We start from the raw sequence: 16,047 nt of genomic DNA, 5'->3' as shown, positions 1-16,047 counted from the left end.
CAGACTTCTGCACTACCCTCGACACGTGACCGAATCCGTCGACGTTCCGATCATCGCCGCGACCCTCCCTGCCTACGCCCACCCGGGCGACGCCGGAGCCGACCTGTGCGCGGCGGAGGCGGTGACGCTGGCCCCCGGGCAGCGGCACACGGTCGCGACCGGCGTCTCGATCGCCCTCCCCGACGGATACGCGGCCTTCGTCGTGCCGCGGAGCGGGCTCGCCATGAAGCACGGCATCACGATCGTCAACTCCCCGGGCACCGTCGACGCGGGGTACCGCGGCGAGATCCGGGTGACCGTCCTCAATACGGACAGGTCGATGCCGTACGATATCGCCGTCGGCGACCGGATCGCCCAGCTGATCGTCATGCCGGTCACGCGTGCCCGGTTCATCCCCGTCGACACCCTTCCGGAGAGCCACCGCGGCACCGCGGGCTTCGGCTCGTCCGGATACACCGTGACCCAGTCAGGAGAACACGCTTGAGCGACACCAGCGGCACCCCGGAGAAGAACGAGGCGGCCGGGACCGGCGCCGACGAGCTCGCCCCGGAGGCGCCACTCGACGACGCCAAGTCGGCGCCCGAGGACCGCGAGACCGAGGGCCCGCTCGACGAGAGCGAGGCCAACCCGGTCCGCCCCTACGTCGATCTGGGCGGCGTGAAGATCCTGCCCCGCGAGGGACTGCATCTGCGTCTCGAGGTGGAGGAGGAGTCGCAGCGCGTCGTCGCGGTCGGCTTGGACTACGCGGGATCGACGCTCCAGGTGCAGCCGTTCGCCGCCCCCCGCTCCAGCGGGCTCTGGCACGAGATCCGTGGCCAGATCGCGGATCAGGTGCAGCGCCAGGGCGGCCGGATCAGTGAGCGGGACGGCGTGTTCGGGCCCGAGCTGATCGCCGAGATCCCGGTTGCCGCCCCGCAGGGCAAGCCGGGCGAGACCCGGGTGGCGCGCTTCGTCGGCGTCGACGGGCCCCGCTGGTTCCTGCGCGGCGTGATCGCCGGGGACGCGGCCATCCAGCCCGAGGCGGCCGCGCTCGTCGAAGATCTCTTCCGCAGCATCGTGGTCGTCCGCGGCTCGGTGCCGATGCCCCCGCGCGACCTCATCCCGCTGCGGATGCCGGCCGCGCCGTCGGCCGGCGGCACGGACAACAGCTACACCTCTCTTTAGGAACGCATGGCAGAGCACGACCCGCGGGAGACCCCGCGTGACGAGACCCCGAACGACGAGACGACGCCGGGCGACGCGACGCAGCGCGACGAGGTGGCTGCGAGCGTCGGCGCGAGCCTCGCGCGCGCGGCGCGCACGTCGGGTCTCGGCCAGCTCGCCGAAGGGGAGGCCCCCACCGGCGCCGCACTGCTCGGCGCGCTGGGCGGGGTGCGCGGACTTGCGGAGACCATCCTGCCGGGGCTCGTGTTCCTCATCCTCTTCACGTTCACCGAGAACGTGCCGCTCTCGATCGGCGCCTCCGTGCTGGTCGCGGTCGTCTTCACCATCGTCCGCATCGCCGGCAAGACGCCCGTCACGCAGGCGATCGCGGGCCTGATCGGCGTCGGCGTCTCGGCGATCCTCGCGCTGATCACCGGTCGCGGCGAGGACAACTTCCTGCTCGGCATCTGGACCAATGCCGCATACGGCGCCGCGCTGCTGATCTCGATCCTGGTGCGGTGGCCGCTCATCGGCCTCGCTGCGGGGTACCTCATGGGCGACGGCCTCGCGTGGCGCGGGGTGAAGTCGAAGTTCCGGGTGATGCAGGCGCTCACCTTCCTCTGGTTCCTGCTCTTCGCAGCCCGGCTGCTGGTGCAGGTCCCGCTCTATCTGGCACACACGCCGGAGGCGACGAGCGCACTGGCGCTCACCAAGCTTCTGATGGGCGTGCCGCTGTACGCACCGCTCCTGCTGGTGACCTACTTCGTCGTGCGTGGGCAGTTCCCGCAGCAGACCCGGCAGGGCACGACCCCCTCGCAGAAGAACCCGCCGCGGGAGATCCCGCCCACACCGGCGGACACCTAGGCAGAGGCACCCCGGGGGACGCATGACCGACGCGCGCGTGGGAGACGGCCTGAGCGCGGCCCAGGTGGCGGAACGCCGCGCGGACGGCCGACACAACGCGCAGCGTCAGACGAGCTCCCGCTCGATCGGCGACATCCTGCGCGAGAACATCGTCACGCTCTTCAACGGGATCCTCACGGTCTGCTTCGTGGCGGTGCTGCTGCTCGGCGACCTGCGGGACGGCTTCTTCTACGGAGTGGTCGTCGCCAACGCCCTCATCGGGATCGTGCAGGAGGTGCGCGCCAAGCTCGTGCTCGACCGCGCCGCCCTGCTCGCCGCTCCGGAGAGCCGGGTGCGCCGGGACGGGGCGGTGGTCGCCGTCCCCCTCGAGGACGTCGTGCTCGACGATCTGCTCGTGCTGCGCCCGGGCGATCAGATCCCGGCGGACGCCGTCGTGGTGGAGAGCACGGGCCTCGCGCTCGACGAGTCGTTGCTGACGGGCGAGTCCGATCCCGTGTTCAAGGACGACGGCGCGCAGCTCCTGTCGGGCTCGCACGTCGTCACCGGCACCGGCTACGCCCTCGTCACGGCCGTGGGCGCCGACTCGTACGCGAGCAAGCTCACGAGCGAGATCAAGCGGCATTCGCTGGTGCACTCCGAGCTGCGCGATGCGACGAACCGCATCCTGGTCTACCTGTCGTGGATCCTCGGCCCGATCATCCTCATCACGCTCGTCGGTCGTGTTCTCGCGTACGGCGGCTTCGGCGAGCTGTTCGTCGACGCGCGCTGGCGGCGGGCGCTGATCGACGCGGTCGCGGCCGTGGTCGGCATGATCCCGGAAGGGCTCGTCCTCCTCACCAGCCTCGCGTTCGGCGTGGCGGCCATCCAGCTCGCCTCCCGCAAGGTGCTGGTGCAGGAGCTGGCGGCCGTGGAGGTGCTCGCCCGTGTCGACGTGCTCTGCCTCGACAAGACGGGCACCCTGACGAGCGGCGAGCTGGAGCTCGAGGGGACCATGCACCTCGGCGACACCGTCCCCCACGAGCAGTCGGAGATCGCCCTCGCGGCGTTCGGCGCCGACGATGCGGGGAACGCGACGGCGGGGATCCTCGCCGACCGGTTCCGGAGCGACGCCTACACGGTCGTGCGGCGCGTCCCGTTCAGCTCGGCGACCAAGTACAGCGGAGTGGTCGTCCGCATCGCCGGCGAGGAGACCTCCTGGGTGCTCGGCGCCCCGGAACGCGTCCTCGCGGACCACCCGGCCGAGCTCGCCCGCGCGACGGAGATCGCCGCGACCGGTCGGCGGACGCTGGCGCTCGCCCGGGCGTCGTCGGCGCTGCCCGAGGGCGCGCAGATCGCGCTCACCGGTCTCGCGCTCGTGCCCGCGAGCCTGGTGATCCTGGGGGAGACGCTGCGGCCGGAGGCTCGCGACACGCTGGGCTACTTCGCCGAGCAGGACGTACGCGTGGTCGTGATGTCGGGGGACAACCCGGTGACGGTGGGTGCCATCGCACGTGAGCTGCGCCTCGACGGCGCCGCAGTGGACGCGTCCGCTCTCACGACGGACGAGGAGCTGGAGACCGCCCTGCGCACCGCGAACGTGCTCGGGCGGGTCAGCCCCGAGCAGAAGCGCACCGCGGTCGGCCTGTTGCGGGCGCAGGGGCGGACGGTCGCGATGACGGGCGACGGTGTGAACGACGCGATGGCGATCAAGGACGCGAATCTCGGGATCGCGATGGGCTCGGCGACCGCCGCGACGAAGGCTGTTTCGCGACTCGTGCTCCTCGACAACCGCTTCGACCGTCTCCCGGGCGTGCTGGCCTCCGGGCGCCGTGTCATCGCGAACGTCGAGCGGGTGTCGAACCTCTTCCTCGCGAAGACCGTCTACGGCATCCTGCTCGCCCTCGTCAGCGCGGTGCTGCTGTGGCCGTTCCCGTTCCTTCCGCGGCAGATGACGCTGGTGTCGTCGCTGGCGATCGGGATACCGTCGTTCTTCCTTGCGCTGGCGCCCAACCGGCGCATCTACACGCCCGGCGTGCTGCCGCGCATCCTGAAATACTCGGTGCCGACCGGCGTGATCGCGGGACTCGCGGCCGTGGTCGCGTACGCCCCCATCCACCGAACGCTGCCGCTGCACGAGGCGCGCAGCATCGCGACGGTCACGCTCTTCTGCGTGTCGCTCTGGATACTGTGCGTGCTCACCCGGCCCTTGAGCGGCCCACGCTGGGCGCTCCTCGGAGCGGTCGCCGGAGCGTTCGTCCTGGTGTGCGCGATCCCGTTCACCGCCGAGTTCTTCCAGATGCACCTGAGCCTGTCGTGGGGACTGGCGTGGGGCATCGCGGTCGGTGCCGTCGGAGCGGCGGGGATCGAGCTGTTCTACCGGTTCGCCAGGGAGCGCGGCCTGGTCTTCGACCGGCAGTGAACGTGGTAGATTTATCTTGACGTCAAGATAAATCCGGTCGCCGACGACTTAGGCTTACCTTGCTGGAAACACGCTTCGACGGACAACCAAGATGGATGCGGCTCGCGTGACAGCGCCTGCCGATGAAGGAGAGGGCAACGTGTCAGCCACTACAGGTTCCGCGTTCGGCAGCTTCGGTGCGAAGAGCACCCTGAGCGTCGGCGACAAGGACTACACGATCTTCCGGATCGACACCGTCGACGGCTACGAGAAGCTGCCGTTCAGCCTCAAGGTGCTGCTGGAGAACCTCCTCCGCACCGAGGACGGCGCCAACATCACCGCCGACCACATCCGCGCCCTCGGCTCGTGGGACCCCACGGCCGAGCCGGACACGGAGATCCAGTTCACCCCGGCCCGCGTCATCATGCAGGACTTCACCGGCGTGCCCTGCATCGTCGACCTCGCCACGATGCGCGAGGCCGTCTCGGCGCTCGGCGGCGACCCGAAGAAGATCAACCCGCTCGCGCCGGCCGAGATGGTCATCGACCACTCCGTCATCGCCGACCTCTTCGGGCAGGCGGACGCGCTCGAGCGCAACACGGACATCGAATACGAGCGCAACGGGGAGCGCTACCAGTTCCTCCGCTGGGGCCAGACCGCGTTCGACGACTTCAAGGTCGTGCCGCCGGGAACCGGCATCGTGCACCAGGTGAACATCGAGTACCTGGCCCGCGTCACCATGACCCGCGAGGTCGGCGGCGAGCTGCTCGCCTACCCGGACACCTGCGTCGGCACCGACTCGCACACCACGATGGTCAACGGCCTGGGCGTGCTCGGCTGGGGCGTCGGCGGAATCGAGGCCGAGGCGGCGATGCTCGGCCAGCCCGTCTCCATGCTCATCCCCAAGGTGGTCGGCTTCAAGCTGAGCGGCGCCATCCCGACCGGCGTCACCGCGACCGACGTCGTGCTCACGATCACCGAGATGCTCCGCAAGCACGGTGTCGTCGGCAAGTTCGTCGAGTTCTACGGAGCGGGCGTCGCCGAGGTGCCCCTCGCGAACCGCGCCACCATCGGCAACATGAGCCCCGAGTTCGGCTCGACCGCCGCCACGTTCCCGATCGACGACGTGACCCTCGACTACCTGCGCCTCACCGGCCGCAGCGAGGAGCAGGTGAAGCTCGTCGAGGAGTACTCCAAGGCGCAGAGCCTGTGGCACGATCCGGAGACCGAGCCGGTCTTCAGCGAGTACCTCGAGCTCGACCTCTCCACGGTCGTCCCCTCGATCGCCGGCCCGAAGCGCCCGCAGGACCGCATCGAGCTCAGCGACGCGAAGGACCAGTTCGAGAAGGACCTGACCAACTACGCGGACGTCTCGCACGATCTGGTCGACCTGACGATCTCGGAGTCGTTCCCGGCCTCCGACCCCGGAGAGCTGCAGCCGGAGGACGCCCAGAGCATCCACTCGCACTCGCACCACAGCCACGCGCCGAAGACGGCGTCGAACCCGACGCCCGTCACGCTGGCCGAGGGCGGCGACAGCTTCGTGATCGACCACGGCGCGGTCGCGATCGCGGCGATCACCTCGTGCACCAACACCTCGAACCCGTCGGTCATGCTCGCGGCCGGACTCCTCGCCCGCAACGCGGCGAAGAAGGGCCTCAAGTCGAAGCCGTGGGTCAAGACCACGCTCGCACCGGGATCGAAGGTCGTCACCGACTACTACGAGAAGGCCGGTCTCACCAAGGACCTCGAGGCCCTCGGCTTCTACACGGTCGGCTACGGCTGCACCACCTGCATCGGCAACTCGGGCCCGCTGCTCGACGAGATCTCGCAGGCCGTGAACGACAGCGACCTCGCGGTCACCGCCGTCCTCTCGGGCAACCGCAACTTCGAGGGCCGCATCAACCCCGACGTCAAGATGAACTACCTGGCGAGCCCGCCGCTGGTCATCGCGTACGCTCTGGCCGGGTCGATGAACTTCGACTTCGAGACCGACGCCCTCGGCACGGACGCGGACGGCAACGACGTCTTCCTCAAGGACATCTGGCCGGATGCCGCAGAGGTTCAGGAGACCATCGACTCCTCGATCAACGAGGGCATGTTCACCCACGAGTACGCGAGCGTGTTCGAGGGCGACGAGCGCTGGAAGTCGCTCCCGACTCCGACCGGCTCGGTCTTCGAGTGGGACGAGAAGTCGACCTACGTGCGCAAGCCCCCGTACTTCGACGGCATGACGCTCGAGACCACGCCGGTGTCGGACATCTCCGGCGCCCGGGTGCTCGCGAAGCTGGGCGACTCGGTCACCACCGACCACATCAGCCCCGCCGGCAACATCAAGGCCGACAGCCCGGCCGGCCGCTACCTGGACGAGCACGGCATCGACCGCAAGGACTTCAACTCCTACGGCTCGCGCCGCGGCAACCACGAGGTCATGATCCGCGGAACGTTCGCGAACATCCGCCTGAAGAACCAGCTCCTCGACGGCGTGGAGGGCGGCTACACCCGCGACTTCACCCAGGAGGGCGGCCCGCAGTCGTTCATCTATGACGCGTCGCAGAACTACCAGGCGCAGGGCACCCCGCTCGTGATCTTCGGCGGCAAGGAGTACGGTTCCGGCTCGTCCCGCGACTGGGCGGCGAAGGGCACCAGCCTTCTGGGCGTCCGCGCGGTCATCACCGAGAGCTTCGAGCGTATCCACCGCTCGAACCTCATCGGCATGGGTGTCGTCCCGCTGCAGTTCCCGGCCGGCGAGAGCTGGGCGTCGCTCGGCCTCGACGGCACCGAGGTCGTCTCCATCTCGGGCCTGGAGGAGCTCAACGAGGGCCGGACCCCGAAGACCGTCCGCGTCGTGGCCGAGCCGAGCTCCGAATCGCCCGCGGGCAAGCAGACGGTCGAGTTCGACGCGGTCGTCCGCATCGACACCCCGGGTGAGGCCGACTACTACCGCAACGGCGGCATCCTGCAGTATGTGCTCCGGAGCCTGGTGTAACCAGACCGTTGTCAAGGGGAGGCTCGGAATCGCCGGTTCCGAGCCTCCTCTCGATTCCACGGCCCTACACTCGAATCCATGAGCATCCTCGAAACGATCCACGAGCCGCGCGATCTCGATCGGCTCACGGACCGGGAGCTCGACCAGCTGGCCGCTGAAGTGCGGGCCTTCCTGGTCGCGAACGTGGCGAAGACCGGCGGGCACCTCGGCCCCAATCTCGGCGTGGTCGAGACCACGATCGCGATCCACCGCGTCTTCGACTCGCCGCGCGACGCCATCGTCTTCGACACCGGGCACCAGTCGTACGTGCACAAGCTCCTGACCGGTCGTCAGGACTTCTCCCAGCTGCGCCAGAAGGGCGGCCTCGCGGGCTACCCGCAGCGGTCGGAGTCCGAGCACGACATCGTCGAGAGCTCGCACGCGTCGTCGTCGCTCTCCTGGGCGGACGGCATCTCGCGCGCCTTCGAGATGACCGGGCAGACCGACCGGCACGTCATCGCCGTCGTCGGCGACGGCGCCCTCACCGGCGGGATGACGTGGGAGGCCCTCAACAACATCTCCGACGACAACAGCCGCAAGCTGATCATCGTCGTCAACGACAACGGCCGCTCCTATGCGCCGACGATCGGCGGCATGGCCCGGTTCCTCAACACCGTGCGCACGCGGCGCGCCTACCGGAGCCTCTACCTCACCAGCCAGCGCGCGTTCGACAAGCTCGGCGCCCCGGGCCGCTCGTTCTACCGCGGCGTGCGCGGCGGCCTGCACGGCTTCCTCAGCCGGTTCTCGAACAACGAGGCGCTCTACTCGAACCTCGACATCAAGTACATCGGACCGGTGCACGGCCACGACATCCAGGCGATGCAGGAGGCCCTTCTGCAGGCGAAGAACTACGGCGCGCCCGTCATCGTGCACGCGATCACGCAGAAGGGGCGCGGCTACGAGCCGGCTCTGCGCGACGCCGCAGACCAGTTCCACGCCGTCGGTCAGATCGATCCGGAGACCGGGGAGCCGATCGACAGTTCCAGCAAGCCGAGCTGGACGGGCGTCTTCGCGGACGAGATCGTCCGGCTCGCCGAGAAGGACCCGAAGCTCGTCGGCATCACCGCGGCCATGCTCCGGCCCACGGGCCTGCACAAATTCGCTGAGCGCTTCCCCGACCGCGTGCACGACGTGGGCATCGCGGAGCAGCACGCCGCCACCAGCGCCGCGGGCCTCGCCTTCGGCGGCCTGCACCCGGTCGTCGCGATCTACGCGACGTTCATCAACCGTGCCTTCGACCAGGTGCTGATGGACGTCGCCCTGCACAAGGCCGGTGTCACGTTCGTGCTCGACCGAGCCGGGGTCACCGGTCCGGACGGGCCGAGCCACCACGGAATCTGGGATCTCGCGATCCTGCAGGTCGTCCCCGGCATCCGCCTCGCCGCCCCGCGCGATGCCACCCGCTTCCGTGAGGAGCTCGCCGAGGCGGTGGCCGTGGACGACGGCCCCACGGTGCTGCGGTTCCCGAAGGGCAGCGTCCAGGCCGACATCCCGGCCGTCCACCGCCTGGAGGACGGCGTCGACGTCCTGCGCGACGACGACCGCAAGGACGTCCTGCTGGTCGCCGTCGGCCCGATGGCGGATCTCGCACTCAAGGTCGCCGATGGCCTCGCCGCTCAGGGCATCGGTGCGACGGTCGTCGACCCGCGCTGGGTCGTCCCGGTTCCGAAGAGCGTGCTCGGGCTGGCGGCGGAGCACCGCATCGTCGTCACGATCGAGGACGGCATCCGCGTCGGTGGCATCGGCACCCGCGTGCGCCAGGACCTCCGCGAGGCCGGCATCGACACGGCGGTCGACGAGCTCGGCCTCCCCGACGAGTTCATCGACCACGCGACCCGTGACGAGATCCTCGACGAGGCCGGCCTGACCGCCCAGAAGATCGCCCGCGACCTCGTGGCTCAGGTGCTCGGCAGCCGCGTGCCGATCGCACGCCCGTTGCCCGAGCAGGAGCTGACCCGGCGCAACGCGGACGGGTAGATCGAGCGACTTCGGCGCACCTATGTCGCTGGAGGGGCGCTCGCTGCAAGGGTGCACGGTTCGCCCGACTGATCGACATGTCATGGTCCCTGGGCGGAGCAGTTCGCCCCGCTCGAGAATAGAGCGCGCCCGCACGAGGTGAGAACTCTGCCTTGAATAGGAACGTACTTAACGGTAGTTTCACTTCATACCTTGGGGATTCAAGGTGTGAAATGTCAAGGACTAATCATGGAAGCGATGGAGAGCAGCCTCGTGGCGCCGGATTGCCATTTGCTCGCTCGACGGCCGCTTGGTGAGCGATTCCACTGCCGTGTTCGACGTGCAGACAGAATCGGTGTTGAAGCATGAATCACCTCTCGGCTTCCGGAGGAATACACTTCGCGCACGCGTCGACATGCTCAACAGCTCTGATCATCGTGTCACTGTCTCACCGGATACTGGACTCGTCGCATTGATCAGACCCATCGATGTCCTCGGCGCGGGCAATGCACCCGGCGGACGGTTAGACGCGGTAGTCGCGCTGCAGAAGGGGAAGTCGTTCGACCTCCGAGAGGTCGACATGCGAATACGACTCTCGTGGTTCACGCGCTCACGGGCGTTCGACGCCCGACGTCTCCTCCCGAAGAGCACGATCATCGTGACGACATCATCCTCCGACGCGGTCGAAGACGTGGCCCAGAGAATCATGGAGGCGATCGATGGATAGATCACCCCTTCTTCGGGCCCGCGAAATCAGCAAGATGTATCCCGGCCGGCCCAAACCTGCACTGAGTCCGGTCTCACTCGTCGTCCATCCAGGCGAGCTCATCGCGGTCGTCGGTCACAACGGCGCAGGGAAATCGACGCTGTTCGAAGTTCTCGGTGGCCTGTTGCGCCCTACTACCGGAAGCATCGAGCGCTCAGTCGACCCAGGTGAGATCGGTTGGTGCCCTCAGCGTGAAATCATCGACTGGTCCCTGACCGTGCAGCAGAACATCACACTCGGCGTCGAGATGAGACGTGCGGTGCAGTGCACTGAACTCCGACGCGACCTCGACGAACTCGCAACCGCGCTGCATCTGACCGAATATGTCACCCGAACCGCGGAGACTCTCTCCGGCGGAGAGCTTCGCAGGACGCAGATCGCGCGAGCGTTGATCGGAAAACCGCGCTTGATGATCCTCGATGAGCCGACGACGGGACTGGATCCCGCTGGGATCCGGATCGTTTTCGAGTACCTGGAGCGGAGGCGAACAGAGGGCGCTTCAGCCCTGATCAGCACGCATGAGACATCCCGCTTCGCCTCATTCTGCACTCGTGTGATCGCGCTGAAGGGTGGGCTCATCGTTGCAGATGAACCCGTTGCCGACTTCGTCCGGCGATCCAGCGGATCGGACGATCTGTGGGACGCCTACGAAGCGTTGTGCGGTGCTGCATGATCGCCCGACCGCTGCGCCTTGCGAAGTACCACGTGTTCTCCCTCTGGAACTGGCGTTTCTCCTATTTGGCTAAGTTCATCGAGCCGCTGGCGTACTTCGTGTTCCTCGTACCGGGCGTGGCCGGTGGGATGGCCGATCCGAGCGGCTACGGCCGATTCGCGTTTGCCGGGATGTGCTGTTTCCTGGCATTTCGTGCGGCGACGAATGCGATGAGCGATGTCGCGAATGATCGCAAGTGGGGCGTTTTCGCGCTCTACACGCTGCAGGGCGGCTCCGTGGTCGGCTACCTGGTCAGTATCGTGATCTTTACCCTTGGGGTGCTCGCGGTCCAGATCACCCTCGTTGCACTGTGCGGCCTCGCGACTTTCGGCTGGGATGTGTTCGGCTCGTCGACACTCCGCTGGCTCGGGATCGCCGTCCTCATCGCGATCGGCTGGATCGGTGCGGGTGTAGCTGTCGGATCGCGCATTCAGTCCTACGCCAAGAGGGACATGATCGTCGTCCTGACATCCCTGCCCGTGGTTCTGTCTGCGCCGCTTTTCTACTCGCTGGAGACTGCGCCAGCGTTCTCCCGGATCGTGTCGACAGCGAATCCTCTCACTTACCAAGTTGGATGGATCCGTGGCGATGCGTGGGGTGACGCGATCTTCGCAGCGCTCTGGGCGGCGCTGCTCATGGTGGCAGCGGTCCTACTCCTGCGCAACGCAGGGCGGGTGTCCAGCGAACGCTGAGGCTGTCGCCGGGTTGACTTGGAGCGCACTCTAAGTCTTATCGTGGCGGTATGACCGACAGCATCACGGCGATGTCCATCTCCGACGTCGCCGAGCGCACCGGGCTCTCCACGCACACCCTCCGCTATTACGAGCGCGAAGGTCTCATGCTGAGTCCCGTCGAGCGTGCCTCGTCCTCGCACCGCCGTTATTCGGAAGCCGACCTCGCCTGGGTCGTGTTCCTCACGAAGCTGCGATCGACCGCGATGCCGATCGCTACTGTGCGCCGGTACGTGGAGCTCGCCCGGCGCGGCGACGACACCACCGCGGAACGGCTGGAGCTGCTGCTCCTGCACCGCATGGGGGTGGCGCAGCAGCTCGAGGAGATGGCGGCGAGTCTCGCGGCCATCGACTACAAGATCGGTCTCTACGAGAAGAAAGCAGGAACGAACGCATGAAGAAGACCACTCTCGGAACCGAGCGGCTCGAGGTCTCGCAGCTGGGCCTCGGCTGCATGGGGATGTCCGCGTTCTACACCGGCGCTGGACAGGACGACGCTGGCTCGATCCGCACCCTTCACCGGGCGATCGATCTCGGCGTGACGTTCTTCGACACAGCCGAGATCTACGGGCCCTACGCGAACGAGGAGCTCCTGGCGCGCGCCTTCGCCGACGGCCGGCGCGATCAGGTCGTCATCGCCACCAAGTTCGGCACCATCCTGCACCGGCAGAAGGACGAGCGCGGACTCGACGGCTCGGCCGAGAACGTGCGGCTCTCCGTCGAGGGGTCGCTGAAGCGACTGGGCACCGACCGCATCGATCTCTACTACCAGCACCGGATGGACCCGGGGACTCCGATCGAGGAGACCGTCGGCGCGCTCAAGGAGCTCATCGAGGAGGGCAAGATCCTCCACTACGGACTCTCGGAGGCAGCCCCGGAGACCATCCGGCGCGCGAACGCCGTGCATCCCGTGACGGCTGTCCAGACCGAGTACTCGCTCTGGACGCGCGACCCGGAGGAGGCGGTGCTGCCGACCGTGCGTGAGCTCGGCATCGGCTTCGTGCCGTACTCGCCGCTCGGCCGCGGCTTCCTGACGGGCACCATCCGTTCGCTCGACGAACTCTCGGAGGACGACTTCCGCCGATTCAACCCGCGTTTCGAGGGTGACAACCTGGAGGCGAACATCCGGATCGTCGAGCAGGTTGACGCCGTCGCGCGCGAGGTCGGCGCGAGGGCCGGGCAGGTCGCGCTCGCGTGGCTGCTCGCGAAGGGCGACGACATCGTCCCGATCCCCGGAACGCGTCGGGTGGAGAACCTGGAGCAGAACGTCGAGGCGACCGAGGTCCAGCTCAGCCCGGAGCAGATCGAGCGACTCGACGCTGTCGCCGCGCCGGTCGGCGACCGCTACGCGGACATGACGCCGCTCAACCGCTGAATCCCTCCTGAATCCCTCCCCGCAACCAGGGGTCGCGAAACGCCGCTTCGAGACGCTCGAAGCGGCGTTTCGCGACCCCGCTGTCGTCAGGGCAGCGTGCTGAAGCGGACCCGGAGGGTGCGCGCCTCGGGGCGGAGGGAGAACGCGGGCCACACGTCCGGCCCGCAGGCGCGCGAGCCCAGGCCGTGCTGGGCGGCGTCGAGGAACAGGTGCGTCGTGCGGGAGACCGGAAGCTCGTGCGGGTGCCCGGCCGCGGCGATCTCCTGGGGAGTGTGGCGGGTGAGCACGAAGCCCGGGAGACGGCCGCGGGTGTCCGGGAGGGCGTGGAGCCGGAGGGGGCCGAGCACCAGCTCGCGCACGGCCGAGCGGTGACCGGTCTCCTGCGGGCGGGCGTACGGGACCGACAACCCGTCGATCGTCGCCGTGTACCGCCCGACCCGGGCCGCCCGGAGGCTGTCCGGGTACGACTCGAGCGGTCCGAGCCCGAACCACTCGGCGTCGGTGACGGGCGCGTCGTCGTCGGGCAGGTCGAAGCGGACGCCGATGCGAGGCCACACAGTGGACCAGCCGGCGGACGGCTCGATCTCGACGCGGAGCTCGAGGCTCGCCCCGACGAGCGCCCACACCGTCTCCACGCTGACCGAGAGCGCCGCATTCGCGGCCGAGACGCGGGTGACGGTCCGCAGCGCTCCCGGAGCCTCCTGGACCGCGACGAGCCGGTGGACGAGCCGGTCGAGGCCCTGCGAGCGCCACAGCGAGGCGCTGGAGACGCCGGCGACGCTCCCGTCGCTCCCGGTCGGGTCGCTGAAGGCGCCGCCTTCGTCGTTGTCTGTGGGGGCGCGAAACAGCTCGAGCCGCGGTCCGTCCACGCGGCGACCGGCGAGGCGCACCAGGCGACCGGACTCGAAGGCCGCGGGGCCGAGGGAGAGCGTCCCCTCGGCGTCGCGCCAACCGGTGATCCGCGGTGCGGTCGGCGCCGGCAGTGCGGCGGGTGTCCGATCGGACTGGGCGGATGCGACGATGTGCCCCTCGGGCGCCCAGGCGGTCGCGGCGGCGAGCACCGCCTCCACCGTCAGCCAGTTCTCCACGCCGACGCGCGGGGTGAGCTCCGGGAGGGCGACGCGGACGGAGGAGCCCGCGGCGATCTCCGGAACGGGCAGGGCGCCGCCGTCCACAGCACGCCCGTCGGCCTCCAGCCGCCAGGTGAACCGCAGATCCGCGGTGGAGGCGGTGTGCCGGCGGTTCTCGATGGTGACGCCGGGGCCGTCGGCGTCGAACGCGAAGCGCACGGGCGCGACCACGGCCGCGTATTCGTGCAGGCCCGGGGTCGGGGTGTCGTCGCTCAGGACCATGCCGTCCATGACGAAGTTGCCGTCGTGCACGACCTCCCCGAAGTCGCCGCCGTACGCGTAGAACGGCGTGCCGTCCGCCGTGCGCGTCAGGATGCCGTGGTCGCGCCACTCCCACACGAAGCCGCCGTGCAGGCGCGGATGCGCATCCACCAGGGCTTCGTACTGGTCGATGGCACCCGGACCGTTGCCCATCGCGTGGACGTACTCGCAGAGGATGAACGGCTTGGTGCGCTGGCGCGCGCCCTGCGCGGGTGTGCAGCCGAGCAGCGGAGCGGTCGATCCGTCCGTGCCGATCTGCTCGGTCTCGGGCACGGTGGAGTACATGCGCGAGTAGACGTCGGTGTACTCGCCGGTGTAGTCGCCCTCGTAGTGCACCGGACGGCCGGTGTCGCGGGCGTGCACCCACGCCGACATCGCGGCGAGGTTCGCTCCCGTGCCCGACTCGTTGCCGAGCGACCACATCACGATGCTCGGGTGGTTCTTGTCGCGTTCGACCGTCCGTTTGATCCGGTCGAGATAGGCGTCGCGCCACGCGGGGTCGTCGCTCGGGTTGCCCACCCAGGCCGCGCACTCGAATCCGTGGGTCTCGAGGTCGCACTCGAGGATCACCCAGAACCCGAGCTCGTCGGCCAGATCGAGCAGGCGGGGATGCGGCGGGTAGTGGCTGGTGCGGATGGCGTTGACGTTGAACCGCTTCATGCGGGCCAGATCCTCGCGGGCGTGCTCCTCGTCGAAGACGCGGCCGCGCTCGGGATGCGCCTCGTGCCGGTTCATCCCGTGGAAGACGACGCGTTCCCCGTTGACGAGGAAGCGGTCGCCGCGGATCTCGACGGTGCGGAATCCAGTGCGCAGGATGGCGGTCTCGCCGGCGGCCTCCACCGACGCGGCGTAGAGACGCGGGGTCTCGGCCGTCCACGGATCGACCGCGGCGAGCTCGACCCGTGCGACGTCGTCCGGCTCGGCCCACACCGTCTCGACGCCGAGCTCCGGGATGCGCAGGGTCACGGGGAACGCCGAGGCGCTCGCGGTGATCTCGGCGTCGATCCAGCCCGCGCCCTCCGCCCATCCGGTCCGCAGCCAGACGTCGTCGAGACCGTCCGCCGGCCGGGCCGCCAGTGTGACGTCGCGGAAGATGCCCGGCAGCCACCACTGGTCCTGATCCTCGAGATAGCTGGCGGCCGACCACTGGTGGACGCGCACGACGAGGACGTTCTCGCCGGTCCGCACGAGGTCGGTGACCTCGAACTCCTGCGCGAGCCGGCTGCCGGTGCCGATCCCGACCTCGGCACCGTTGAGCCACACGCGGTACATCGACTCGACGCCGTCGAACCGCAGCACCAGGGCGGCGTCGGCGGGCCAGTCGGAGGGGAGGACGAACGTGCGCCGGTAGTCGCCGGTCGGGTTCTCGTCCGGAACGTGCGGAGGGTCGAGCGGGAACGGGTACTGCACGTTCGTGTAGATCGGGAGGCCGTGGGCGCCGTCCCCCTCGAGCACCCAGTGGGAGGGAACGGGGATCGTGCCCCAGCCGCCGTCGTCGAAGTCGGGCGCGGCGATCGCGTCGTCCAGGCCGGCCGTGGGGGAGAGGCGGAAGCGCCAGGTGCCGTTCAGCGAGAGGGTGGGGGCGTCGCTCGCGAGCCACGAGCGGGGTGCGCGCCGTGCGCCCCGGCCGGGTGCGGTGTCGGAGAGGTAGGACGGGCTCAGCACGGGTCTCGGCTCCTTCGGTGTGGACTAGCATCGACGTTA

The 16,047-nt window shown here is 68.9% G+C and carries 12 protein-coding genes; 11 read left to right on the top strand and 1 reads right to left on the bottom strand.

Features of this window, described 5'->3' with window-relative positions; translation table 11 throughout:
• The first annotated feature begins 25 nt into the window (after window positions 1-25).
• The 11 genes from dut (at window position 26) to IT072_RS12030 (ending at window position 12,952) form a co-directional block, all read left to right on the top strand.
• A complete protein-coding gene (gene dut, locus IT072_RS12080) occupies window positions 26-484 on the top strand; it encodes a dUTP diphosphatase (RefSeq protein ID WP_223356917.1) in 459 nt (152 codons plus the stop codon).
• A complete protein-coding gene (locus IT072_RS12075) occupies window positions 481-1,164 on the top strand; it encodes a DUF3710 domain-containing protein (protein WP_223356914.1) in 684 nt (227 codons plus the stop codon). Before dut ends, IT072_RS12075 begins: the two co-directional genes overlap by 4 nt.
• Before the next feature lie 6 nt (window positions 1,165-1,170).
• Window positions 1,171-2,007, top strand: coding sequence for a DUF3159 domain-containing protein (locus tag IT072_RS12070; RefSeq protein ID WP_223356913.1), 837 nt, complete (start codon window positions 1,171-1,173; stop codon window positions 2,005-2,007).
• A 22-nt stretch (window positions 2,008-2,029) separates the two neighbouring features.
• Window positions 2,030-4,405 carry an HAD-IC family P-type ATPase gene (locus tag IT072_RS12065; protein ID WP_223356911.1) on the top strand — a complete coding sequence of 792 codons (2,376 nt, stop codon included), beginning with the start codon at window positions 2,030-2,032 and terminating at the stop codon, window positions 4,403-4,405.
• A 91-nt stretch (window positions 4,406-4,496) separates the two neighbouring features.
• Window positions 4,497-7,373 carry an aconitate hydratase AcnA gene (acnA, locus tag IT072_RS12060; RefSeq protein WP_442786759.1) on the top strand — a complete coding sequence of 959 codons (2,877 nt, stop codon included), beginning with the start codon at window positions 4,497-4,499 and terminating at the stop codon, window positions 7,371-7,373.
• Window positions 7,374-7,451: 78 nt separating this feature from the next.
• Complete coding sequence (dxs, locus tag IT072_RS12055; protein ID WP_223356907.1) at window positions 7,452-9,389, top strand: 1-deoxy-D-xylulose-5-phosphate synthase; 1,938 nt, start codon at window positions 7,452-7,454, stop codon at window positions 9,387-9,389.
• A gap of 310 nt (window positions 9,390-9,699) precedes the next feature.
• The gene (locus tag IT072_RS12050) at window positions 9,700-10,095 is read left to right on the top strand and encodes a hypothetical protein (protein ID WP_223356902.1); all 396 of its coding nucleotides are present in this window, start codon (window positions 9,700-9,702) and stop codon (window positions 10,093-10,095) included.
• On the top strand, window positions 10,088-10,807 hold the full coding sequence (locus tag IT072_RS12045; RefSeq protein WP_223356901.1) for an ABC transporter ATP-binding protein: 720 nt from the start codon (window positions 10,088-10,090) through the stop codon (window positions 10,805-10,807). The genes IT072_RS12050 and IT072_RS12045 overlap by 8 nt, the downstream gene beginning before the upstream one ends.
• Complete coding sequence (locus IT072_RS12040; protein ID WP_223356900.1) at window positions 10,804-11,538, top strand: ABC transporter permease; 735 nt, start codon at window positions 10,804-10,806, stop codon at window positions 11,536-11,538. The genes IT072_RS12045 and IT072_RS12040 overlap by 4 nt, the downstream gene beginning before the upstream one ends.
• 50 nt (window positions 11,539-11,588) lie before the next feature.
• Window positions 11,589-11,975, top strand: coding sequence for a MerR family transcriptional regulator (locus IT072_RS12035; RefSeq protein WP_223356899.1), 387 nt, complete (start codon window positions 11,589-11,591; stop codon window positions 11,973-11,975).
• Window positions 11,972-12,952 (top strand): aldo/keto reductase, encoded by a 981-nt coding sequence (locus IT072_RS12030; RefSeq protein ID WP_223356898.1) that lies wholly within the window; start codon window positions 11,972-11,974, stop codon window positions 12,950-12,952. Before IT072_RS12035 ends, IT072_RS12030 begins: the two co-directional genes overlap by 4 nt.
• An 86-nt stretch (window positions 12,953-13,038) precedes the next feature.
• Here the strand turns inward: IT072_RS12030 and IT072_RS12025 are convergent, their stop codons facing one another.
• Window positions 13,039-16,008: a glycoside hydrolase family 2 TIM barrel-domain containing protein gene (locus IT072_RS12025; RefSeq protein ID WP_223356896.1), complete on the bottom strand. Its 2,970-nt coding sequence runs from the start codon at window positions 16,006-16,008 to the stop codon at window positions 13,039-13,041.
• Window positions 16,009-16,047: the final 39 nt, after the last annotated feature.

Origin of the sequence: Leifsonia sp. ZF2019 (assembly GCF_019924635.1) — a bacterium.
Taxonomy (GTDB): Bacteria; Actinomycetota; Actinomycetes; order Actinomycetales; family Microbacteriaceae; genus Leifsonia.
Note: the sequence above shows the minus strand (reverse complement) of the source record. Positions and strands in the feature narration are given on the sequence as shown.